Origin of the sequence: Arsenicicoccus cauae, assembly GCF_009707125.1 — a bacterium.
GTDB classification, from domain to species: Bacteria; Actinomycetota; Actinomycetes; order Actinomycetales; family Dermatophilaceae; genus Arsenicicoccus; species Arsenicicoccus cauae.
In genome coordinates this window covers 96,138-116,308 of sequence record NZ_WLVL01000021.1, presented here as the reverse complement: position 1 = coordinate 116,308, position 20,171 = coordinate 96,138, and the positions used below count along the sequence as shown (strand labels likewise).

Genomic DNA, 20,171 nt, shown 5'->3' with positions numbered 1-20,171 from the left:
GCGAGATGCCGAAGCGGCCTAGGGTGAGGGACATGGACTTTCGATACCTCGGCAACAGCGGTCTGAAGATCAGTGAGATCACCTACGGCAACTGGCTCACCCACGGATCCCAGGTCGAGAACGAGACCGCGAAGCGCTGCGTGCGCGCCGCGCTCGACGAGGGCATCACGTCCTTCGACACCGCCGACGTCTACGCCAACACCAAGGCCGAGACCGTGCTCGGCGAGGCCCTCAAGGGCGAGCGCCGCGAGTCGCTGGAGATCTTCACCAAGGTCTACTGGCCCACCGGCCCGGGAGGGCACAACGACTGCGGCCTGTCCCGCAAGCACGTGATGGAGTCGATCAACGGCTCGCTGCGGCGGCTGCAGACCGACTACGTCGACCTCTACCAGGCGCACCGGTTCGACACGGAGACGCCGTTGGAGGAGACCATGCAGGCCTTCGCCGACATCGTCAGGCAGGGCAAGGCGCTCTACATCGGTGTGAGCGAGTGGACCGCCGACCAGATCCGCGCCGGTCACGCCCTCGCCAAGGACCTCGGCATCTCCCTGGTCTCCAGCCAGCCGCAGTACTCCATGCTGTGGCGCGTCATCGAGCCCGAGGTCGTCCCCGCCTGCGAGGAGCTCGGCATCTCCCAGATCGTGTGGAGCCCGATGGCCCAGGGGGTCCTGTCCGGCAAGTACCTCCCGGGCCAGCAGCCGTCCACCGACACGCGCGCCGGGCACTCCGAGGCGGGCCAGTCCATGAGGGACCTGATGCGCGACGAGGTGCTCGAGGCGGTCCAGGGGCTCAAGCCGGTCGCCGCCGACGCCGGCCTGACCATGCCGCAGCTCGCCATCGCCTGGGTCCTGCAGAACGACAACGTCGCGGCCGCCCTCGTGGGCGCCTCCCGGCCCGAGCAGATCAAGGACAACGTCAGGGCCGCCGGGGTGCGTCTCGACGACGAGATCCTGCGCCGGGTCGACGAGGCGCTCGGCGGGGTGGTCGAGCGTGACCCGGGTCAGACGGCTGCGCGCGCACCGAAGTCCCGGCCCTGCTGATGACGGAGCTGACCGAGGAGGAGATCGCCTTCCTGCAGGGGTGCTTCGACCTGGCGCGCGACGGTGACCTGCAGCTCGCCCACCTCGTGGACGAGGGGCTCCCCGTCAACCTCACCAACGCCAAGGGCGACACGCTGCTGATCCTCGCCGCATACCACCAGCACGACGCCCTCGTGTCGGCGCTGCTGGCGCGCGGCGCCGACACCGAGCGGGTCAACGACAACGGGCAGACCGCGTTGGCCTCGGCGTGCTTCCGCCGCAACGCCGAGATCGTGAGCTCGCTGCTGCGTGCCGGGGCCGACCCCGCGACCGGGGAGCGCTCGGCGCTGGCGATCTGCGAGTTCTTCGCCCTGCCCGAGATGCTCGAGCTGCTGCGCGCCGCACCAGCCCCTCCCACCGCTCGCTGATCGTGAGGGTCTGGTCCACCATCCTTGGACCAAACCCTCACGATCCTGGTGGCGGCGGTGAGCTGGTGGAGACGGTGGAGCGGTGAGGTGTCGGGAGGTCAGGCGGAGGGGTGGGTCATGTCCATGGGGACCACCCAGCGGTCGAAGTCGCCCTCGCTCACGTCCCCGCTCGCGATCGCGGCCTCGCGCAGCGTGGTGCCCTCCTTGTGGGCCCGCTTGGCGATGGCGGCGGCCTTGTCATAGCCGATGTGCCGGTTGAGCGCGGTCACGACCATGAGGTTCTGCTCGAGGTTGGCCTCGATGCGCTCGCGCTGCGGCTCGATGCCGACGGCGCAGTGCAGCCGGAAGGACTCGCACCCGTCGGAGATCAGCCGGATCGACTCGAGCACCGCGTGCGCCATGACGGGCTTGTAGACGTTGAGCTGGAAGTTGCCCTGCGAGCCGGCGAACGCGACGGTCGCGTCGTTGCCGAAGACCCGCGTGGCCACCATCGTCAGCGCCTCGCACTGCGTCGGGTTGACCTTGCCCGGCATGATGCTCGACCCCGGCTCGTTCTCGGGGATGGTGATCTCGCCGATGCCGTTGCGGGGTCCTGAGGCGAGCCACCGGACGTCGTTGGCGACCTTCATCAGCGCGCCGCCGAGCGTGCGCAGCGCCGCGCTGACGCCGACGAGCGCGTCGTGGGCGGACAGCGCGGCGAACAGGTTGGGGGCCTGGACGAAGCCCAGCCCGGTCTCGTCGGCGATCTTGCGGGCCGCCAGGGCGCCGAACTCCGGGTGGGCGTTGAGGCCGGTCCCGACGGCGGTGCCGCCGATCGCGAGCTCGAGGACGCGGTCCTCGGACTGACGGACGGCGTCGAGGGCCTGGTCGATCTGCGCGACCCAGCCGCCGATCTCCTGACCGAGGGTGATCGGCGTGGCGTCCTGCAGGTGGGTGCGCCCGACCTTGACGACGTCGGCGAACTCCTCGCTCTTGCGGGCGAGCTCGTCCCGCAGCGCCTCGACGTGGGGATAGAGACGCTCGGTCAGCTCGAGGGCCACGGCGATGTGCATGGCCGTGGGGAAGGTGTCGTTGCTGGACTGGCCGCGGTTGACGTGGTCGTTGGGGTGCACGGGCTCCTTGCTGCCCATCACGCCTCCTGCCAGCTCGATGGCGCGGTTGGAGACCACCTCGTTGGCGTTCATGTTGGACTGCGTCCCGGACCCGGTCTGAAAGACGACGAGGGGGAAGTGGTCGTCGAGCCGTCCGGCGATCACCTCGTCGGCGGCGCGGACCACGAGGTCGGCGACGTCCTGGGGGAGCTGACCCAGCTCGGCGTTGGCCAGGGCGGCGGACTTCTTGAGGATGCCGAGGGCCCGGATCATGGGGGCGCCCCAGACGAAGGTGTCGCGGCCGATGTCGAAGTTGCCCAGGCTGCGCTGCGTCTGAGCCCCCCAGTACCGGTCCTCGGCGACCTCGACGGTGCCCATGCTGTCTCGTTCGGTGCGCGTGCTCGTCATGCCCCCACCGTATGCCGGAGGCCTGGGGACCGTGAGGCTGCCTCGCCCGCAGACGCGGTCGCTGCCCGGTGCCGCCCGCTAGATGTGGTAGTCGTCGAGCCCGGCGAGGGCCGCCTCCTCGACCGGCTCTCCCGCGGCGGCGGCCACGGCGACCGCGTCGGCGGCCTCGGAGAACTCGTAGCGCCGCTTGTAGAGGTCGAACAGGGCGATGATCGTGGCTCCGACGGGCACGCCGAGCAGCGCTCCCGAGGCGCCGAACAGCGCTCCGCCCATCATCGCGGACCCGAACGCGACGGCGGGGTGCACGTCGACCGCCCGGGCGCTGATGCGCGGCTCGACGAAGATGTTCTCGACCTGCTGGTAGGCGATCGCGTACAGCAGCACCCACAGGCCGTCGCGGGGCTCGCTGCTGACCACGCCCACGAGCACGGGCAGCACGATCGAGACGTAGGTGCCGATGTTGGGGACGAACTGGGCGACCAGGCCGGTCCACAGGGCCAGCGGCAGCCAGTAGGGCAGGTCGATGATCCACATGAACACGCCCATGGCGGTGGCGTTGATCGCGGCGAGCACCAGCCGGCTGGAGACGTAGCCGCCGATCTTGACGAGCCCGATCTCCCACATGCTGAGGACGACCCCTTGCAGGCGCGGTGGGAACAGCCGGGCGAGCCAGGTCCGCAGCCGGGGCGCGTCCGCGGACAGGTAGAAGGTGAACAGCAGGAAGGCGAAGGTGCTGAGCAGCGCGGACAGCAGGCTCGTGACAAAGCCCAGCAGGCCGGTCGCGAGCTGGCCGGCGAGGGCGGTGATCCGCTCGGAGCTGAGGTTGAGCCGGTCCATGATCGAGCTCTGGTCGATGTCGAGGCCGAAGCGCTGGTTGGCCTGCTCGACGGCGGACTGGACCAGGCTGGGTGCCTGGGTCACGAGGCTGGTCAGCTGGTCGCGCAGCATGCCGCCGAAGGCGAGGAAGAAGGCCACGAGCAGGACCGCCACACCGAGCATGACCAGCGCGGTGGCGATGGGGCGCGGCATCCGCCCGGCCAGGCGCGAGACGGCTGGCTCCATCGCGGAGGCGGCGAAGAAGGCCATCAGTGCGGTGAACAGCACCGGGGCGCCGTCCGCGAGCACGAATCGCGCGAACGTCGCCAGAGCCAGGACGGCCACCACGACCCACGCGGCCCGCCATACGGAGTGCTGGTCCAGGACGACGGTGGCCGCCGGGGTCGCGTCGGCCTCGGGCGCGCGCTCGACGACCGGCTGTCCGGTCGGCCCGGACGACGCCGGCGCGTCCACTGGATCCGGCTCGGTCGCCGGTCGCCTGGGCAGTCGCAGTCTCACCGTGGGTCCCTCCGACAGGTCGTATGCCGTCCCGCCCACGGTCACGCGGGGTGCGGGCTCGGCGCGACGAGCGTAACGCCGACCAGTTCGGTTCAACGACCGGTCACCGACGGTAGTGTGCCCCCCGTGCCACACGAGCAGGCCGCGCCGTCGGGCGCCCCCGACGAGCGTCAGACGCGCCGGCTGCTGGTGTATCTCGCGGCGGCCCTGGTCGCGGGCGGCATGCCGGTCCACGAGGTCGAGGCCGACGTGCGGCGGTGCGCGCGGGCGCTGGGCCAGTCCGGCTGCCAGCTGTCCGCGCTGCCCACGGGTGTCGTCCTGTCGCTGGGCTACGGCTCGCCGGCGACCTTCGAGGCCGTCGAGGGCTCGCTGCGGCTGGACCAGAGCGCCGAGGTCAACGTCATCCAGCGGGGCCTCGAGGACGGGACCGTCACCGCGACCGAGGCGCTCGAGCGACTCGTCACCCTCCGTGCTCGACCGCACCGCTACGACGTGCCCGGCATGTATGCCGGGGGCGCGTTCGTGGCCGCCGGCATCGCCCTGATCCTGCAGCCGTCGCTGCGCAGCGTGCTGTTCGCCCTGGTCTGCAGCCCGCTCGTCGTCGCGCTCCTGCGTGTCAGCGGGCGCCACCGGCTGCTGACGATCCTGTTCCCCAGCGTGGCGGCCTTCGTCGTGAGCCTGCTCGCGTTCTGGGCGGGGGAGCACGGCTGGGTGCCCGGCCCGTTGCGCAGCCTGCTGCCGCCCCTCGCCGTCCTGCTCCCGGGGGCGCTCATCGTCACGGGGCTGTCCGAGCTGGCGGCGGGCGCCATGGTGGCGGGGACCTCCCGGCTCGTCTACGGCGCGAGCCAGCTCGTGCTCTTCGGCCTGGGGGTGGGGGCGGCGGCGGTCCTGCTGCGGGTGCCGCCGGACCTGCTCGCCAACGATCGCAGCCACGACCTGGGCTGGTGGGCGGCCCTCGTGGGCCTGGTCGTGCTGACCGTCGGCATCAGCCTGATGGAGGCCGTCCCGCCGCGTCTCGTGCCGTGGGTCCTGCTGATCCTCGCCGCGACGTTCGCCTCGCAGGTCCTGGGCCAGGCGCTGGTGCCGAGCCCGTGGTTCGGGGCCTTCCTCGGTGCGGTGGCCGCGAGCCTCGGGGCGAGCGCCGTCGAGCTGCTGCGTCCCCGGCTGCCGCGCCTGGTGGTCTTCCTGCCGAGCTTCTGGCTGCTCGTCCCCGGTTCGCTGGGGCTCATGTCGGTGACCCAGCTCGGCCTGGACACCCCCTTCGCAGCGGACACGATCGCGCTGTCCGTCGGAGTCATCTGCGCCATCTCCGTGGGCCTGGTCGTCGGGTCCGGCATCGCGCGGGGGGCGTGGTTCGTCGGGCGCGTCTCGCGCTCCCAGCTGCGTCAGCGCGCCGGCCGGTGGGACCGGGTCAGTCACCGTCCGGGGCGCTCGCGCTGACGAGCCGCAGCACCGGGGAGGGGTCCGTCGCGGTCTCGACCGCACCTCCCGCGGCGCGCACCTCGAGATGCAGGTGGCAGCCGTCCGGCGCACCCAGGTTGCCCGCCTCCGCGAGCGGGGTGCCCGGCTCCACGCGCTGCCCGGGGGAGACGAGCAGGCGTCGCGCGTGCCCGACCAGCGTGTCCCTGGTCCCGTCCGCGGAGCGGACGCGGAGGGCGAGCGGGCCGTATGCCGGACCGGGTCGTCGCGGGACCGCCGGATCGACGACGGTGCCGGCGTGGCCGGCGGTGATCACCGTGCCGCAGGGCAGGGCCACATCGGTCCCGTGGTGGAAGCCCTGCCCTCCCGGGCACCGCGGGTCCGCTCGGTAGGAGGGCGCGGTGGTGCAGCCGTAGGGCACCATCACGGGCCAGGCCCCCGCGAACCACGGCGAGCGGTGCAGCGAACGATCCGTGTCGTAGAAGCGGTTGGCCGGGTCGAGCCCCGCCGGCAGGACGGCCGTCGTCGACGGTGACCCCGTGGCCGTCGAGGCCGTCGAGGGCGCCGAGGTCATCGAGGGCGTCGAGGGCGCCGAGGCGGCAGGGGAGTCCGCCGAGAGGTCACGGGCAGCCGGCGGGGTGTCGCCCGGCACGGTGATCTCGAGCCGGGTCGGCGTCGGCGTCGGGTCCGGCGGCGCGCAGGCCGTCAGAGCTGTCGTCGCCGTCAGCGCCGTCAGCGCCGTCAGCGCCGTTATCGCCCTCATCGCGGGCGTCCCCGTGAGGGTGGCGGCGGTGGCGGCACGACCGGGCCCGGGGCTCACAGGTCGACGACCACCACGGTGACGTTGTCCCGGCCGCCGGCGTCGAGGGCCTCGTGCACCAGCGCCCGGGTCGCGGTGCCGGGGTCCTGGTCCGCGAGCAGCGTAGTGATGCGGGCGTCGTCCAGCTCGCCGTTGAGGCCGTCGGAGCACAGCAGCAGCCGACCGGTCGCGGGCACGACCGCCACGCCCGGCGTCGCCTCGCCGTGCAGGTCGTCGGTGATAGCCCTCGTGATGCGGTACTGCCCCGGGTGGGTGCGCGCCTGCTCGAGCGTGATCATGCCGAGGTCGACCATCTCCTGGGCGACGTTGTGGTCGCTCGTGAGCGCCACCAGCTCCCCGTCCACCAGCAAGTAGGCCCGGCTGTCCCCGACCCACGCGACCACGAGCTGCCCGTCCGCGCCGCGGGCGGCGACCACGAGGGTCGTGCCCATGCCCGCCGTCACCGGGTCCTGGCGGGCCCGGTCGACCACCGCGCCCCTCGCCGCGGCCACGGCGTCCTCCAGCAGCCCCCGCACGTCCTCGCTGCGGCCCACCGCGCCACCACCGGCCATCCGCACGACGGCGTCGACGGCCACCTGGCTCGCGACCTCGCCGCCGGCATGCCCGCCCATGCCGTCCGCCACGACCCACAGGTCGTCCTCCACGGCGTAGGCGTCCTCGTTGTGGTCGCTGACGCGCCCCCGGTCGGTGAGGGCGGCGTGGCGCTGCGACGTCGTCATGCCAGCATCCTGACACGGGAGGCCGGGCGAGCACCGCAGCGGCGGGCGGACCCTCGCGGGTGACGCGTCCCACCCGTCGGCGCGTCAGCCCGGCCCGGTCTGGCGAGGTCCTAGCCTGGAGCCCGTGGAGGACCCAGGGATGCCGAGCGGATCCGAGCCCGCCGTCTCGACGCGCGTGCTCACGCTGCCTAACGCCCTCACGCTGCTGCGGCTGCTGCTGATCCCCGTCTTCTTGTGGCTGCTGCTGGTGCGCCACGCCGAGCTCGGGGCGTTCTGGGTGCTGGCGGCCTCGGCGGCGACGGACTGGCTGGACGGCGTCGTGGCCCGCCGCTACGGGCTCGTGAGCCGGCTGGGCCAGACCCTCGACCCGGTGGCGGACCGGTTGTTCGTGCTCACCACTCTGCTCGGGCTCATGGTGCACGGTGTCGTGCCGTGGTGGTTCGTCGTCCTGCTGCTCGCCCGCGACCTGTGGGGGGTGATCGAGATGGTGCGCCTTCGGCGCCACGGCCTGCGCACGCTGCCGGTGTCCTTCATCGGCAAGGCGGCGACCTTCGCGCTGCTCACCGCGTTCCCGCTCATGCTGCTGGGGCACGGGCCGGGCACCCCCGCGGCCGTCGTCCGGTCCGTGGCCTGGGCGTTCGCCTGGTGGGGGGCCGGTCTGTACTGGCTGTCGGCGATCATGTACAACATCCAGGCGCAGCAGGTCGTGCGCCGTGAGTCGGGGGAGGAGGCACGATGAGCACGTCGCCTCGCCCGCGCCGTCCGGACGAGAGCATGACCCTGCTGACGGAGATGATGGATCGTCCGCTGGACCCCGGGTATGCCGCCGAGGCCGACCGCCGGGTCGCGGCGGGCCTGACGCCGACGCCTTCAGGGCGCACGTGGCGCACCACCGTCTACCTCCTGCTGATCGGGGTGCTCGTGGCGAGCGCCGGCATGGCCCTGCGGCAGCCCAAGGCCGCCGTCACCGCGGAGAAGTCCGCGCTCGTCGCCCAGATCGAGCGCCGTCAGGCCGAGGCGGACCGGACCCAGGCGCAGATGGCCACGTGGGAGGCCGAGATGGCGCGCGTCCAGGTCCTGGCCGGCCAGGCCGAGCAGGGCCTGACGGAGCAGCTGAGGCAGGCCGAGCTCGGGGCGGCGGCCGCCCCGGTCCAGGGGCCGGGGCTGGCGGTCACCGTCGACGACGCGCGCACGAGCACCGGGACCTCCGCCGACGGCAACCCCCGCACGTCCGGGCAGGACCCGGGGCGCGTGCAGTCCAGCGACCTGCAGCTCGTCGTCAACGGGCTGTGGGAGGCGGGCGCCGAGGCGATCGACGTCAACGGGCACCGGCTCACGGCGACGTCGGCGGTGCGCTTCGCCGGGGAGGCGATCCTCGTGGACTACCGCCCCCTGACCCGCCCCTACGTCATCCACGCCATCGGGGACCCGCAGCAGCTGCGCACGCGGTTCCTGGCCACCGAGGGCGGCCGGTGGCTGGATGCCCTCGGGCGCGAGGTCGGGATCCGCCACGACGTCGTGGCGCAGGACCGACTGGTGCTGGAGGGCGACAGCGGCGTCCGCCTGCGCCACGCGACATCGGTGCCGCCCGCGGCCGGCATACCGACCACCCGCGCCGCCACCACCGCTCCCACGACCCCCAGCACAGCCCAGATGCCCGTCCCCAGCACGACGACCAGCACGACGGAGGCCAACCCGTGATCCCCGCCCTCGGACTGCTCATCGGCATCGCGATCGGGGTCTTTCTCGACCCGTCGGTGCCGGTGTGGCTGCAGCCCTATCTCCCCATCGCGATCATCGCGGCGCTCGACGCCGTCTTCGGCGGCCTGCGGGCCGTCCTCGACGGCATCTTCAACGACAAGGTGTTCGTCATCTCGTTCCTGTCCAACGTGGTGGTGGCGGCGCTCATCGTCTTCCTCGGTGACCAGCTGGGCGTCGGCGCACAGCTGTCCACCGGGGTCGTCGTGGTCCTCGGCGTCCGCATCTTCTCCAACGTCGCCTCGATCCGCCGGCACCTCTTCCACGCATGAGCACCCGCGTCCCGGACCCGCCCCAGCCCGATCCCGAGCGCCAGCCCGATCCCGAGCCCCAGCCCGTTCGCCCCTCTGCGTGGCGGCGGCTCGCCCGCGTGGGGCGCCCCCGCCTCACCAAGGCCAACGCCGTCGCGACCGCCCTCGCGGTGCTGCTGGGCTTCGCCCTCGCCACGCAGCTGCAGTCGCAGTCCCGCCGCGGCCTGGAGTCCCTGCGGACCACCGACCTCGTCCGGATCCTCGACGACCAGAACGCCCGCTCCGACCGCCTCGACGCCGAGGCCCGCCAGCTCCAGGCGCAGCGCGACGAGCTCGTGAACGGCTCCCAGCAGGGCCAGGCGGCCGTCGCCGCGGCCCGCGAGCGCCTCGACACGCTGGGCATCCTGGCCGGCACCGCCAAGGCCAAGGGTCCTGGCGTCACGATCCGCATCACCGACCCCCAGGGCAAGGTCACGGCGCCCATGCTGCTGGACGTGGTGCAGGAGCTGCGGGACGCGGGTGCCGAGGCGATCCAGGTCGGGGACGTGCGGGTGGTGGCCTCCACGTGGTTCGGCTCCCAGGACGGCTCCCTGCGGGCCGACGGCAAGCCGCTCCGCGCCCCCTACGTGGTCAGGGCGATCGGTGACCCGGCCACCATGGACGCCGCCATGCGGATCCCCGGTGGCGTCGTGGAGAGCATGAGGCAGGAGGGTGCTGACGCGGCCGTGGCGCGGACCGATAGCATCACGGTGGACGCGCAGGCGACGCCGGCGCAGCCACGTCACGCTCAACCCGTGCCGGCCCCGACGACGGGACCCGCTCCGTAGCACACGCCCACGGAGGCCTGTCGGAGCCGGAGTCATCCGCGACCTACAAAGGAGCGCCATGTCGGAGCTGTCCTACCCCGAGAACCTTCGCTACACCGCCGAGCACGAGTGGGTCGCCGTCGAGGGCGACCTTGCCAAGGTCGGCGTCACCGCGTTCGCCCAGGACGCCCTCGGCGACGTCGTGTTCGTCAGCCTCCCCGCCGTGGGGGACGAGGTGGCGGCGGGTGACTCGTGCGGCGAGGTGGAGTCGACCAAGTCCGTCTCCGACCTGTTCTCCCCGGTGTCCGGCGAGGTCGTCGAGGTCAACGAAGAGCTCGACTCCGCGCCCGAGTCCGTCAACTCCGACCCCTACGGCAGCGGCTGGATGTTCACCGTCAGGGTCAGCGACCCGGGCGAGCTCGACGGTCTCCTGGACGTGAGCGCCTACAAGGCCCAGCTCGACTGACCGATAGGCTGGTGCCTCGGCCACAATTCTCATACGGTGTCACCCGCAGTGACCCGCACGTTCTCGTGACGGGCACGGCGGGTGACACCGATTGATCGCCAAGGAGTGACTGCCTCATGAGCAACCCCGAGCAGGAGGGCCGCCGCCCTCTCCCCGAGGGTCCGTCGACGCAGCAGTTCCAAGGTGTCGGTCCCGACCTGGACCACGCCCTCGAGGGCGGCGGCGCCCAGGGTGGGCACGACCAGGCCACCGTCGACGCCCTGCGGCCCGGCACGGCCCTGCTGGTCGTGCTGCGCGGCCCCAACACCGGCGCGCGCTTCCTCCTCGACGCCGAGGAGGTCAGCGCCGGCCGTCATCCCGACAGCGACATCTTCCTCGACGACGTGACCGTCTCCCGTCGGCACGCGGTCTTCGTGCGCATGGGGGACACCTTCGAGGTGCGGGACGTGGGCTCGCTCAACGGCACCTACGTCAACCGCGAGCGCACCGACGCCGGTCGCCTGCAGGCCGGTGACGAGGTGCAGATCGGCAAGTTCCGCCTCGTGTTCTACGCCCCGTCGTCCAGCTGATGCCGGTGAGTGACGGCCCCTCCTCGCACAGCACCTACACGATCGGCGCCGTCGTCGCGGCGCTGGTCGACGACTTCCCCGACCTGTCGATCAGCAAGGTCCGGTTCCTCGAGGCCAAGGGGCTGCTCACTCCCGAGCGCCGCCCGTCCGGCTACCGCGTGTTCTCCGAGGCGGACGTCGAGCGGCTGCGCTACATCCTCACCGCGCAGCGCGACCGGTTCTGGCCGCTCGAGGTCATCCGCGAGGCGCTGGACGCCATCGACCGGGGCCTCACCCCCTCCGGCGCGGGGGAGTCCAGCCTCCCCACCGTGCCCGAGACCGTCGCCGTGGACGCGGTCGACCCGCTCCTCGCCGCCCCCCGCTCCTCGGTGCTGCTCACCGAGCGCGAGCTGCGCCGCCTCGCCGGGATCGACGAGACCACGCTCAGCGGTCTGCTGACCTACGGCCTCCTGCGCCCCGACCGCCAGGGCCACTTCGACGAGGACGACCTGGCGGTGGCCCGTGCCGCGGGCCGGCTCGCCGCCCACGGGATCGAGCCGCGGCACCTGCGGCCGTTCCGCACGGCCGCCGACCGTGAGCTGGCGCTCGTCGAGCAGGTGCGCGGACCTGCCGCGCGACGGCGTGACGACGACCCCGCGGTCGACATACTGCGGGCCTGTCTGTCCCTGCACGCCGCCCTGGTCCGAGGCGGTCTCGGGGACTGATCAGGGCCTCGCGACACGCGACGAGCCGCAGTCGGGGTACCGTGGCGGGGTGAGGTCACTAGAGGTGCTCGGGGTCCGGGTCGAGATGCCCACCAACAAGCCCATCGTCCTGCTCAAGGAGACGGACGGCACCCGCTTCCTGCCCATCTGGGTGGGGGCGGCCGAGGCCACCGCCATCGCCTACGCGCAGCAGGGGGTCGAGCCGCCGAGGCCGCTGACCCACGACCTGATCGCCACCCTCATCCCCGCGCTCGGCCACCGGCTGACCGAGATCCGGATCAGCTCGCTGCAGGACAGCTACTTCCGGGCGACGCTCGTCTTCGATGGGACCGTCGAGGTGGACTCCCGCGCCTCCGACGCCATCGCCATCGCGCTGCGCACGGGCACGGGCATCGTGACCACCGAGGCCATCCTCGACGAGGCCGGCGTGACCATCTCCGGGGAGGGCACCCAGGGGGAGGGCGGCGAGGGCGGGGAGGTGACGGCCGAGGACGAGGTCGAGCGCTTCCGCGAGTTCCTCGACCACGTCACCCCCGAGGACTTCGAGGGCGGCCCGGGCGAGGGCCCCCACGAGGCCTGAGGGCGCGTCGCCGTCCTAGGCCGTTCGGGTGGGGGGTCCCGCACGCCCCGGTGGCGCCGCCCGACACACGCCCCGGCTGCGGGCTGATGTGATTGACGACCCCTGGGCCGGGACGTACCGTCGATCACGAGCCCGGCACCACGTCCCGCGATCGCGCGGGGCGCCCTACAGCCGAGTCGAGCAGCGCGAAGGGGAGGGGCCGTGGTTCCGGAGCACACCGACCGCCCGGTCGTGCCGACCGCCTCGCAGGGGCTGCTGTTCACCGACGACCTGCCCGACCTGTCCGAGGACATCGGCTACCGCGGACCCACCGCCTGCAGGGCCGCGGGCATCACCTACCGCCAGCTCGACTACTGGGCCCGCACGGGGCTCGTCGAGCCGTCCGTGCGCGGCGCCACCGGCTCGGGCACGCAACGGCTCTACGGCTTCCGGGACATCCTGGTCCTCAAGGTCGTCAAGCGGCTGCTCGACACCGGTGTCTCCCTCCAGCAGATCCGCGTGGCGATCTCCACCCTGCGCGAGCGCGGGGTCGAGGACCTCGCCCAGATCACGCTGATGAGCGACGGCGCGTCGGTCTACGAGTGCACCTCCGCCGACGAGGTCATCGACCTCGTGCAGGGCGGGCAGGGTGTCTTCGGCATCGCTGTGGGCCGCGTCTGGCGCGAGATCGAGGGTGAGCTGTCCTCGCTGCCGAGCGAGCGCTTCGAGGACGAGGTCCAGCCGGACTTCCCCGGCGACGAGCTCACCGCCCGACGACGCACCCGCTCCGCCGGCTGACCCACCTGATCGGCGCGCGCCAGGGCGCGCAGGCCCGACCTCACCCTGCTGCTAGGGTTTGCAGCGCTGATCACCTCACGTGGGAGAGATCCCGCGCGGCGAGGGCCACGCGACGACGCGATCATCCGGCGTCGCGCCGGGCCGCCCGTCCGCGGGGCGCCGAAGGGGCAACTACCCCGGAACCTCTCAGGCACCCGGACCACGTGGGCAGGCACCCTGGATGCGTCGCCCGTCGCAGACTGGAGGGGACGGACCCGCCGCCACGGCGAGCCCGACCTACGCCCGCCTGCCACGAGGAGCCTGCCGTGAGCGCAGACAGCACCACCACCGTGCCGGAGTTCGTCTCCCGCCACATCGGTCCGCGCGAGGACGACGTCGCGCGCATGCTGGAGGTCATCGGCCAGCCCAGCGTCGAGGAGCTCATCGCCCGCACCGCGCCGGACGCCATCCTCGGCGGGCCGGCCCTCGCGCTCGACGGGGCCCCCACCGAGCAGGCCGTCACCGACGAGCTGCGCACCATCGCCGACCGCAACCAGGTCAAGACCTCGCTGATCGGCCTCGGCTACTACGGCACCGTGACGCCGCCCGTCGTGCGGCGCAACGTGCTGGAGAACCCCGCGTGGTACACCGCCTACACGCCCTACCAGCCCGAGATCAGCCAGGGCCGGCTCGAGGCGCTGCTCAACTTCCAGACGATGGTCATCGACCTGACCGGGCTCGACATCGCCAACTCCTCCCTGCTCGACGAGGGCACCGCGGCGGCCGAGGCCATGACCCTGATGCGGCGGTCCAGCAAGGCCGCCAAGGACGCCGTCCTGCTGGTCGACGAGCAGGTCCTGCCGCAGTCCTATGCCGTGATCGCCTCGCGTGCCCTGCCGCTCGGCATCCAGGTGGAGCGGATCGACCTGTCGTCGGTGACCACGGCCGAAGGACTGGTCGAGGCGTCCGGCGGCAAGGGCGTCTTCGGCGTCCTCGTGCAGTACCCCGGCGCCGACGGCGAGATCCGTGACTGGCGCGCGCTGACCGAGGCCGCGCACGAGGCCAAGGCCCTCGTCACCGCGTGCACCGACCTGCTCGCCCTCACCCTGCTGACGCCGCCCGGCGAGTGGGGCGCCGACATCGCGGTGGGCAACAGCCAGCGGTTCGGGGTGCCGATGGGCTTCGGTGGGCCGCACGCCGGGTTCATGTCGGTGCGCAAGGGCCTGGAGCGCTCCATGCCCGGGCGCCTGGTCGGGGTCTCGGTCGACGAGGCCGGCGCTCCGGCATACCGGCTCGCCCTGCAGACCCGAGAGCAGCACATCAGGCGGGAGAAGGCCACCTCCAACATCTGCACGGCCCAGGTGCTGCTGGCCGTCATGGCCAGCATGTATGCCGTCTGGCACGGTCCCGACGGGTTGCGGCGCATCGCCGAGCGGGTGCAGCGGCACACCGCCGCGGCGCGCCAGGCCCTCGTAGCGGCGTCCGTGGACGTGCGCACCCAGCACCACTTCGACACCCTCACGGTCTCGGTGCCGGGGCGCGCCGACGCCGTCATGGCTGCTGCGCTCGAGCGCGACCTCAACCTGTGGCGCGTAGACGCCGACACGGTGCAGCTGTCCTTCGACGAGACGACGGACCGGGAGCAGGTCGCGGCCGTCGTCGAGTCCTTCGGCGCGAGCTTCTCCGGGGGCGTGCCGGGCGACCTGGCCCCGTCCTGGCCCGAGGCGCTGACGCGCACCAGCGAGTACCTCACGCACCCGGTGTTCAGCGCGCACCACTCGGAGACGGCGATGATGCGCTACCTGCGCCGCCTCGCCGACAAGGACTACGCGCTCGACCGCGGGATGATCCCGCTGGGCTCGTGCACGATGAAGCTCAACGCCACGACCGAGCTCGAGCCCATCACCTGGCCGGAGTTCTCATCGCTGCACCCCTTCGTGCCGACCGACCAGTCCGCGGGCTCGCGCCAGATCGTCTCGGACCTGCAGCAGTGGCTCGTGGAGATCACGGGCTATGACGCCGTGTCGATGCAGCCCAACTCCGGTGCGTCCGGCGAGCTGGCCGGCCTCATGGCGATCCGCGCCTACCACCGGGCGAACGGGCAGGAGGAGCGCAACGTCTGCCTCATCCCGTCCAGCGCCCACGGCACCAACGCGGCGTCGGCGGTGATGGCGGGCTTCAAGGTGGTCGTGGTCAAGTCCACGGCCGGCGGGTCGATCGACATGGAGGACCTGCGCGGCAAGGTCAAGGAGCACTGCGAGGTGCTCGCCGCGATCATGGTCACCTACCCGTCCACGCACGGCGTCTACGAGGACACCATCGTCGAGCTGTGCGAGCTGGTCCACGAGGCCGGCGGTCAGGTCTACGTCGACGGCGCCAACATGAACGCCCTGGTCGGCGTCGCCCGTCCCGGGAAGTTCGGCGCGGACGTGTCCCACCTCAACCTGCACAAGACCTTCTGCATCCCCCACGGTGGCGGAGGCCCGGGCGTCGGCCCGATCGGCGTGCGGTCCCACCTGGCGCCATACCTGCCCAACCACCCGCTCGCCCCCGAGGCCGGACCGGACACGGCGACCGGGCCTGCGGCGTCCGCGCCGTACGGCTCGGCGTCGATCCTGCCGATCTCGTGGGCGTACATCCGGCTCATGGGCGGCGAGGGGCTGCGGCGCGCGACGCTCGCCGCTGTGCTCAACGCCAACTACGTCGCGGCGCGGCTGCGCGACCACTACCCGGTGCTCTACAGCCAGGACGGGCTGGTCGCGCACGAGTGCATCCTCGACCTGCGCGGCATCACGCACGACACCGGCGTCACGGTCGACGACGTGGCCAAGCGGCTGATCGACTACGGCTTCCACGCGCCGACGATGTCCTTCCCGGTCGCCGGCACCCTCATGGTCGAGCCGACGGAGTCCGAGGACCTCGTGGAGCTGGACCGGTTCTGCGACGCGATGATTGCGATCAAGGCCGAGATCGACCAGGTCGGATCCGGCGAGGTGGCGGCGGACGCGTCCGTGCTCCGGCACGCGCCCTACACCGCCGAGTCGCTGGCGGGGGAGTGGGACTACGACTTCGACCGGGCGACGGCGGCGTTCCCGGCAGGGGTCGACCCGCGTTCGAAGTACTGGCCGTCGGTGCGCCGCATCGACGGCGCGTACGGCGACCGCAACCTGATCTGCACGTGCCCGTCCCCCGAGGCCTTCGAGGACTGACGACCGCGCGAGGACACGAGCGACGTAGGAGCGAGGCCCGCAGCGCGGAGGAGGTCCGACCAGAGGGTTCGAGGACTGACGACCGCGCGAGGACACGAGCGACGTAGGAGCGAGGCCCGGAGCGCGGAGGAGTCCGACCAGCGGGTTCGAGGACTGACGACCGCGCGAGGACACGAGCGACGTAGGAGCGAGGACGGGCACCGGTGGTGCCCGGCCTCGCTCAGCCGCGGACGGGTCGACCCGCGCGGTAGGCGCTGGGCGCGATCCCGACGAAGCGCGTGAACTCGCGCGCGAGGTGGGCCTGGTCGAAGAATCCGAGCCGGGCCGCCAGGTCGGCGAGCGACTCGTCGGTGCGCGCGTCGAGGGCGGCGACGGCGTCCTGCAGGCGGTAGCGGCTGATGACGCGCTTGGGGCTGACGCCGACGAAGCGGGTGAACTGCCGCTGGAGGGTGCGTTCGCTGCTTCCCGTCTCGACGACGAGCCGGGCGACGGTGGTCAGGGAGGGGTCCGTCGCGATGTTCAGGACGGCCTCGTGGACCTCGACCCAGGCCGGGTCGACGCGGTCCAGGAGGCTCACCAGGGCCTGCTCGACCGTATGCCGGAAAACCTCGGGGTCACCCGGATCGTCGGCGGCGGCATACGCGTCCATGACCGCGCGCGGCAGCACCTCGTCGGCGAGGACGGTGCGGTCGGTGAGGGCGCCCGCGGGGACGTCGCTGACGGCGGCGAGGGCGCCGGGGCGGAACTTCGTGCCCAGCACGTAGCCGCGCCCGGCGAGGTCGACGTCGAACCGCCGCGTCGGGACGCCGGTGACCACGACGGCGTCATACGGGATCCCGGGACGACCCGAGCCCACCTCGTGGGTGAGGTTGTGCGAGAGCTGGGGGACGAGCGAGCCGGGGAAGCGCTGCTGAGCAGGCAGGTCCCAGGAGAGCAGCCAGTGGCGCTCGACGAGGGGCGCGAGCTCGTGGCCGGGCGCGATGCTCCGCGGGGGAGCCAACCGGTCCTGGGCGCGGGGGTGCAGCACCACGCCCGGCGGGGGTGGGGGCGCTGACGGGTTCGTCCAAGCCGGCACCGCTCGATCGTAGGAGCGTGGGGGCATGACGACCAGTGACTCGACCGACCCTTCCCCGACGACACCCGTGGCGCGCCTCGCGATGGTGACCCTCGACTGCGCCGACCCCGGTCCGGTCGCGGACTTCTGGGCCGAGGTGCTCGGGTGGGACAAGGCCTACGGCGACGAAAGCTATGCCATGCTGACGGGTCCGTCGCACGCGCTGGGCTTCGGGAAGGTCGAGGGGTGGCAGCCTCCCGCCTGGCCGGACACCGCAGGAGCCAAGCAGTTCCACCTCGACCTGGCGGTGGAGGACATCGCGGCCGCCGAACGGCGCTGCGTCGAGCTGGGTGCGACCGTGCCGGACGAGCAGCCGGCCGATCACGAGGAGGGGACCTGGCGGGTGCTGCGCGACCCGGCCGGGCACCTGTTCTGCCTGACCGAGGCCAAGAGCTGGGGCTGAGTCGCTGCCCGCGAAGCCCCTGCTCGCGAAACCTGGACGACGGGCGGATCCTCGCTCGTTAGCGTGGGTCGCATGCCCTCTCCCTGGCCGCGCCGCAGCGGCTCCCTCGTCCTGCGGGACGCGACGCCCGGTGACGTCGAGCAGCTGCTGACCTACCGCAACGACCCCGAGGTCAACCGCTGGATGATGCGGACCTCCGTGGATCCCGAGGAGTTCCGGCGCTCGTGGGCCGCGGCGCCCGGTAGCGACACCGACCACTCGTGCGTGGCCGAGTGCGACGGTGTCGTGGTGGCCATGGGCTTCCTGGAGATCGTGGACGACGGCCTGCACGTGGAGACACCGCGCGGCGTCGAGGCGCTCATCGGCTACATCGTCGACCCGCGCCGGGCCGGTCAGGGGGTGGCGACCGACCTCGCCCGCGGCTTGGTGGCGGCGGCCATCGACGACCTGGGGCTGCGGCGCGTCAAGGCCTGCTGCAACCGCGACAACCCCGCCTCCTCCCGCGTCCTGGAGAAGGCCGGGATGCGGCGTGAGGAGCATGGCGTCGAGGACTCCTGGCACGCCGAGCACGGGTGGGTCGACGGCTACGGCTACGCGATCCTCGCGGAGGAGTGGCGGGGTGAGGTGGGTGGCCTTCGTGAGATCCGCGACGCGTCGGCGGCCGTGCAGCCCCGGCGAGCCCTGCCACCGGCCGTCGCGTGGGAGACCGGCGAGCGGCATACGGCCAGGTTGTCCCTGGGCGACGCCGCACCGGACGACGTGGATCAGATCCTGCGCTACCGGAACCGTCCCGAGGTGGGGCGCTGGATGCTGCGAGCACGGGTGGAGCCGGAGGCTTTTCGACGGGCGTGGCTCGAGCCGGGGGAGCGCGACCGGTCGTTCGTGGCCCGGCTCGGGGACCGCGTGGTGGGGAGCTGCTCGATCCAGGTGCGCGACGGCAGCGGTCAGCCCGGCGGACCCGTGCAGGGCTGCGAGGCGGAGATCGGCTATGTGCTCGACCCGGCGTTCCACGGGCAGGGCTACGGGAGAGAGATCGCCGCTGCCGGCCTGGACCGCTGCTTCCGCGAGCTCCGGGTGCGTCGGGTGACCGCCGGCCTGTATGCCGACAACGTGGCGTCGGCCCGGTTGCTGTCCGGGCTCGGGATGCGCCTGGAGCAGTACGGTGTCCGCGACTCGTGGCTCCCCGACCACGGCTGGGTGGACGGTGCGGCATACGGCCTGCTCGCCCGCGAGTGGCGGGCCTGACCTCGACCAGCAGCGCCAGCCAAGTGACCACGCGGCCCGCCTGGCCCCCTGCCCCGTGGCCGAGGAGACCGATGGACCTGCGATTCCCCGCCCCGCTACGACCGGGGACACGGTCGGGGTGACGAGCCCTTGGTCAGGGGCGTCGGGGCCGCTGCAGACGCGTCTCGACGTAGGCTCCCGGCTATCGTGGAAGTCGTGATCACGGTCCAGGACAGCCTCGCCCGGCTGCGACGCCTCGCCGACGACGGCAGTCTGGCGAGCGCCTGCCGCGAGATCGGGGTGGCCCTCCTCGTGGTCCATGGATCCGTGCTGACGCGCCCTGACCGGGCCCGCGACGTCGACCTGGCCTACGCCACGCTGGGTGGGGCGGCGTCGGACGAGCTCACCCTGGTCAACCGGTTCCACGAGCTCGTGCCGGGTGACCACCTGGACCTGATGGACCTGGGCCGTGCCGACCCGGTCGCGCGCCTGGCCGCCCTGCAGCGGGGGGAGCTGCTGCACGAGGCGGAGCCACACCTCTACGCCGAGCAGCACCTGGCGGCGGTCGGCGCCTACCGGGACACGCAGTGGATGCGTGATCGCGCGCTGGAGCGGCTCTGATGCCCCCTCGCGACCTCGACGACCAGGTGGTCGTACGACGGCTGACGGCCATCCGTGAGCTGGTGGACCTGCTGGCCCGCCAGGGGGAGGTCAGCGGGGCGCAGCTGCGGGACGACCTCGTGCTGCGCCTGGCCGTGGAGCGCGCTCTGTCTCAGCTGGTCGACCTGGCCAGCGACGTCAACTCGCACGTCGTGGCCGTCGCAGGGATCGCCGAGCCCACGGACTACCGTGCGTCGTTCAACCAGGCTGCGCGAGCCGGACTGATCACTGACGAGCTGGCGAGACGTCTCGGCCCCAGCGTCGGCCTCCGCAACATCCTCATCCACGAGTACGTGCAGGTCGACCTGGACCTGGTGGCGAGCGCCGTTCCCCTGGCCGCGTCGCAGTTCGACGCGTACGTCGCGCAGGTCAAGACCTGGCTGCAGGCCCGCGCCTAGGAACCGGCTGCGCCGGTGACGCCGGTGAGCGGGC

General features: G+C 72.6%; 22 protein-coding genes and 1 riboswitch. Of the genes, 17 read left to right on the top strand and 5 right to left on the bottom strand.

What is annotated here, in order from left to right; translation table 11 throughout:
• Nucleotides 1-32 precede the first annotated feature (32 nt).
• On the top strand, nt 33-1,040 hold the full coding sequence (locus tag GGG17_RS06165) for an aldo/keto reductase family protein (RefSeq protein WP_154592878.1): 1,008 nt from the start codon (nt 33-35) through the stop codon (nt 1,038-1,040).
• A complete protein-coding gene (locus tag GGG17_RS06160; protein ID WP_195849136.1) occupies nt 1,040-1,447 on the top strand; it encodes an ankyrin repeat domain-containing protein in 408 nt (135 codons plus the stop codon). Before GGG17_RS06165 ends, GGG17_RS06160 begins: the two co-directional genes overlap by 1 nt.
• A gap of 98 nt (nt 1,448-1,545) precedes the next feature.
• Here GGG17_RS06160 and fumC read toward each other — a convergent pair whose 3' ends face one another.
• Complete coding sequence (fumC, locus tag GGG17_RS06155) at nt 1,546-2,946, bottom strand: class II fumarate hydratase (protein ID WP_154592876.1); 1,401 nt, start codon at nt 2,944-2,946, stop codon at nt 1,546-1,548.
• A gap of 78 nt (nt 2,947-3,024) precedes the next feature.
• Complete coding sequence (locus tag GGG17_RS06150) at nt 3,025-4,281, bottom strand: AI-2E family transporter (protein ID WP_195849135.1); 1,257 nt, start codon at nt 4,279-4,281, stop codon at nt 3,025-3,027.
• Between the two features lie 126 nt (nt 4,282-4,407).
• On the opposite strand from GGG17_RS06150, the gene GGG17_RS06145 reads away from it, so the two are divergent.
• Entirely contained in the window at nt 4,408-5,721 is a 1,314-nt protein-coding gene (locus GGG17_RS06145) for a threonine/serine exporter family protein (protein WP_311966464.1), read from the top strand.
• Here GGG17_RS06145 and GGG17_RS06140 read toward each other — a convergent pair.
• Both GGG17_RS06140 and GGG17_RS06135 read right to left on the bottom strand, forming a co-directional pair.
• Nucleotides 5,693-6,463 carry a M23 family metallopeptidase gene (locus tag GGG17_RS06140; RefSeq protein WP_154592874.1) on the bottom strand — a complete coding sequence of 257 codons (771 nt, stop codon included), beginning with the start codon at nt 6,461-6,463 and terminating at the stop codon, nt 5,693-5,695. The genes GGG17_RS06145 and GGG17_RS06140 overlap by 29 nt on opposite strands.
• A gap of 53 nt (nt 6,464-6,516) precedes the next feature.
• Nucleotides 6,517-7,239, bottom strand: a complete 723-nt coding sequence (locus GGG17_RS06135; protein ID WP_154592873.1) for a PP2C family protein-serine/threonine phosphatase — start codon at nt 7,237-7,239, stop codon at nt 6,517-6,519.
• 139 nt (nt 7,240-7,378) lie between these two features.
• Between GGG17_RS06135 and GGG17_RS06130 the strand changes: the two genes are divergently transcribed.
• The 10 genes from GGG17_RS06130 (at nt 7,379) to gcvP (ending at nt 16,338) form a co-directional block, all read left to right on the top strand.
• A complete protein-coding gene (locus GGG17_RS06130; protein ID WP_154592872.1) occupies nt 7,379-7,978 on the top strand; it encodes a CDP-alcohol phosphatidyltransferase family protein in 600 nt (199 codons plus the stop codon).
• Nucleotides 7,975-8,940: a DUF881 domain-containing protein gene (locus GGG17_RS06125; RefSeq protein ID WP_154592871.1), complete on the top strand. Its 966-nt coding sequence runs from the start codon at nt 7,975-7,977 to the stop codon at nt 8,938-8,940. Before GGG17_RS06130 ends, GGG17_RS06125 begins: the two co-directional genes overlap by 4 nt.
• Entirely contained in the window at nt 8,937-9,269 is a 333-nt protein-coding gene (locus GGG17_RS06120) for a small basic family protein (RefSeq protein WP_288798079.1), read from the top strand. Before GGG17_RS06125 ends, GGG17_RS06120 begins: the two co-directional genes overlap by 4 nt.
• Nucleotides 9,266-10,075 (top strand): DUF881 domain-containing protein, encoded by an 810-nt coding sequence (locus GGG17_RS06115; protein ID WP_154592870.1) that lies wholly within the window; start codon nt 9,266-9,268, stop codon nt 10,073-10,075. Before GGG17_RS06120 ends, GGG17_RS06115 begins: the two co-directional genes overlap by 4 nt.
• Before the next feature lie 58 nt (nt 10,076-10,133).
• On the top strand, nt 10,134-10,520 hold the full coding sequence (gcvH, locus tag GGG17_RS06110; protein ID WP_154592869.1) for a glycine cleavage system protein GcvH: 387 nt from the start codon (nt 10,134-10,136) through the stop codon (nt 10,518-10,520).
• A 116-nt stretch (nt 10,521-10,636) separates the two neighbouring features.
• Nucleotides 10,637-11,089 (top strand): FHA domain-containing protein, encoded by a 453-nt coding sequence (locus GGG17_RS06105; RefSeq protein WP_154592868.1) that lies wholly within the window; start codon nt 10,637-10,639, stop codon nt 11,087-11,089.
• A gap of 5 nt (nt 11,090-11,094) precedes the next feature.
• A complete protein-coding gene (gene ftsR, locus GGG17_RS06100) occupies nt 11,095-11,793 on the top strand; it encodes a transcriptional regulator FtsR (protein ID WP_311966463.1) in 699 nt (232 codons plus the stop codon).
• Between the two features lie 49 nt (nt 11,794-11,842).
• The gene (locus GGG17_RS06095; RefSeq protein WP_311966462.1) at nt 11,843-12,373 is read left to right on the top strand and encodes a bifunctional nuclease family protein; all 531 of its coding nucleotides are present in this window, start codon (nt 11,843-11,845) and stop codon (nt 12,371-12,373) included.
• Between the two features lie 201 nt (nt 12,374-12,574).
• A complete protein-coding gene (locus GGG17_RS06090; RefSeq protein WP_311966461.1) occupies nt 12,575-13,150 on the top strand; it encodes a MerR family transcriptional regulator in 576 nt (191 codons plus the stop codon).
• A gap of 70 nt (nt 13,151-13,220) precedes the next feature.
• A riboswitch (glycine riboswitch) is annotated at nt 13,221-13,362 on the top strand.
• Nucleotides 13,363-13,389: 27 nt separating this feature from the next.
• Nucleotides 13,390-16,338, top strand: a complete 2,949-nt coding sequence (gene gcvP, locus GGG17_RS06085) for an aminomethyl-transferring glycine dehydrogenase (protein ID WP_154592924.1) — start codon at nt 13,390-13,392, stop codon at nt 16,336-16,338.
• A 220-nt stretch (nt 16,339-16,558) separates the two neighbouring features.
• Here the strand turns inward: gcvP and GGG17_RS17100 are convergent, their stop codons facing one another.
• Nucleotides 16,559-17,413, bottom strand: a complete 855-nt coding sequence (locus GGG17_RS17100; protein WP_195849134.1) for an AraC family transcriptional regulator — start codon at nt 17,411-17,413, stop codon at nt 16,559-16,561.
• Nucleotides 17,414-17,438: 25 nt separating this feature from the next.
• On the opposite strand from GGG17_RS17100, the gene GGG17_RS06075 reads away from it, so the two are divergent.
• From GGG17_RS06075 to hepT, 4 genes are all read left to right on the top strand, one after another.
• Nucleotides 17,439-17,855, top strand: a complete 417-nt coding sequence (locus GGG17_RS06075; RefSeq protein WP_154592864.1) for a VOC family protein — start codon at nt 17,439-17,441, stop codon at nt 17,853-17,855.
• A 72-nt stretch (nt 17,856-17,927) separates the two neighbouring features.
• On the top strand, nt 17,928-19,100 hold the full coding sequence (locus GGG17_RS16335) for a GNAT family N-acetyltransferase (protein WP_230082735.1): 1,173 nt from the start codon (nt 17,928-17,930) through the stop codon (nt 19,098-19,100).
• A 195-nt stretch (nt 19,101-19,295) separates the two neighbouring features.
• A complete protein-coding gene (locus tag GGG17_RS06065; RefSeq protein WP_154592863.1) occupies nt 19,296-19,700 on the top strand; it encodes a hypothetical protein in 405 nt (134 codons plus the stop codon).
• Complete coding sequence (gene hepT, locus GGG17_RS06060; protein WP_154592862.1) at nt 19,700-20,137, top strand: type VII toxin-antitoxin system HepT family RNase toxin; 438 nt, start codon at nt 19,700-19,702, stop codon at nt 20,135-20,137. Before GGG17_RS06065 ends, hepT begins: the two co-directional genes overlap by 1 nt.
• The last annotated feature ends 34 nt before the right edge of the window (nt 20,138-20,171 follow it).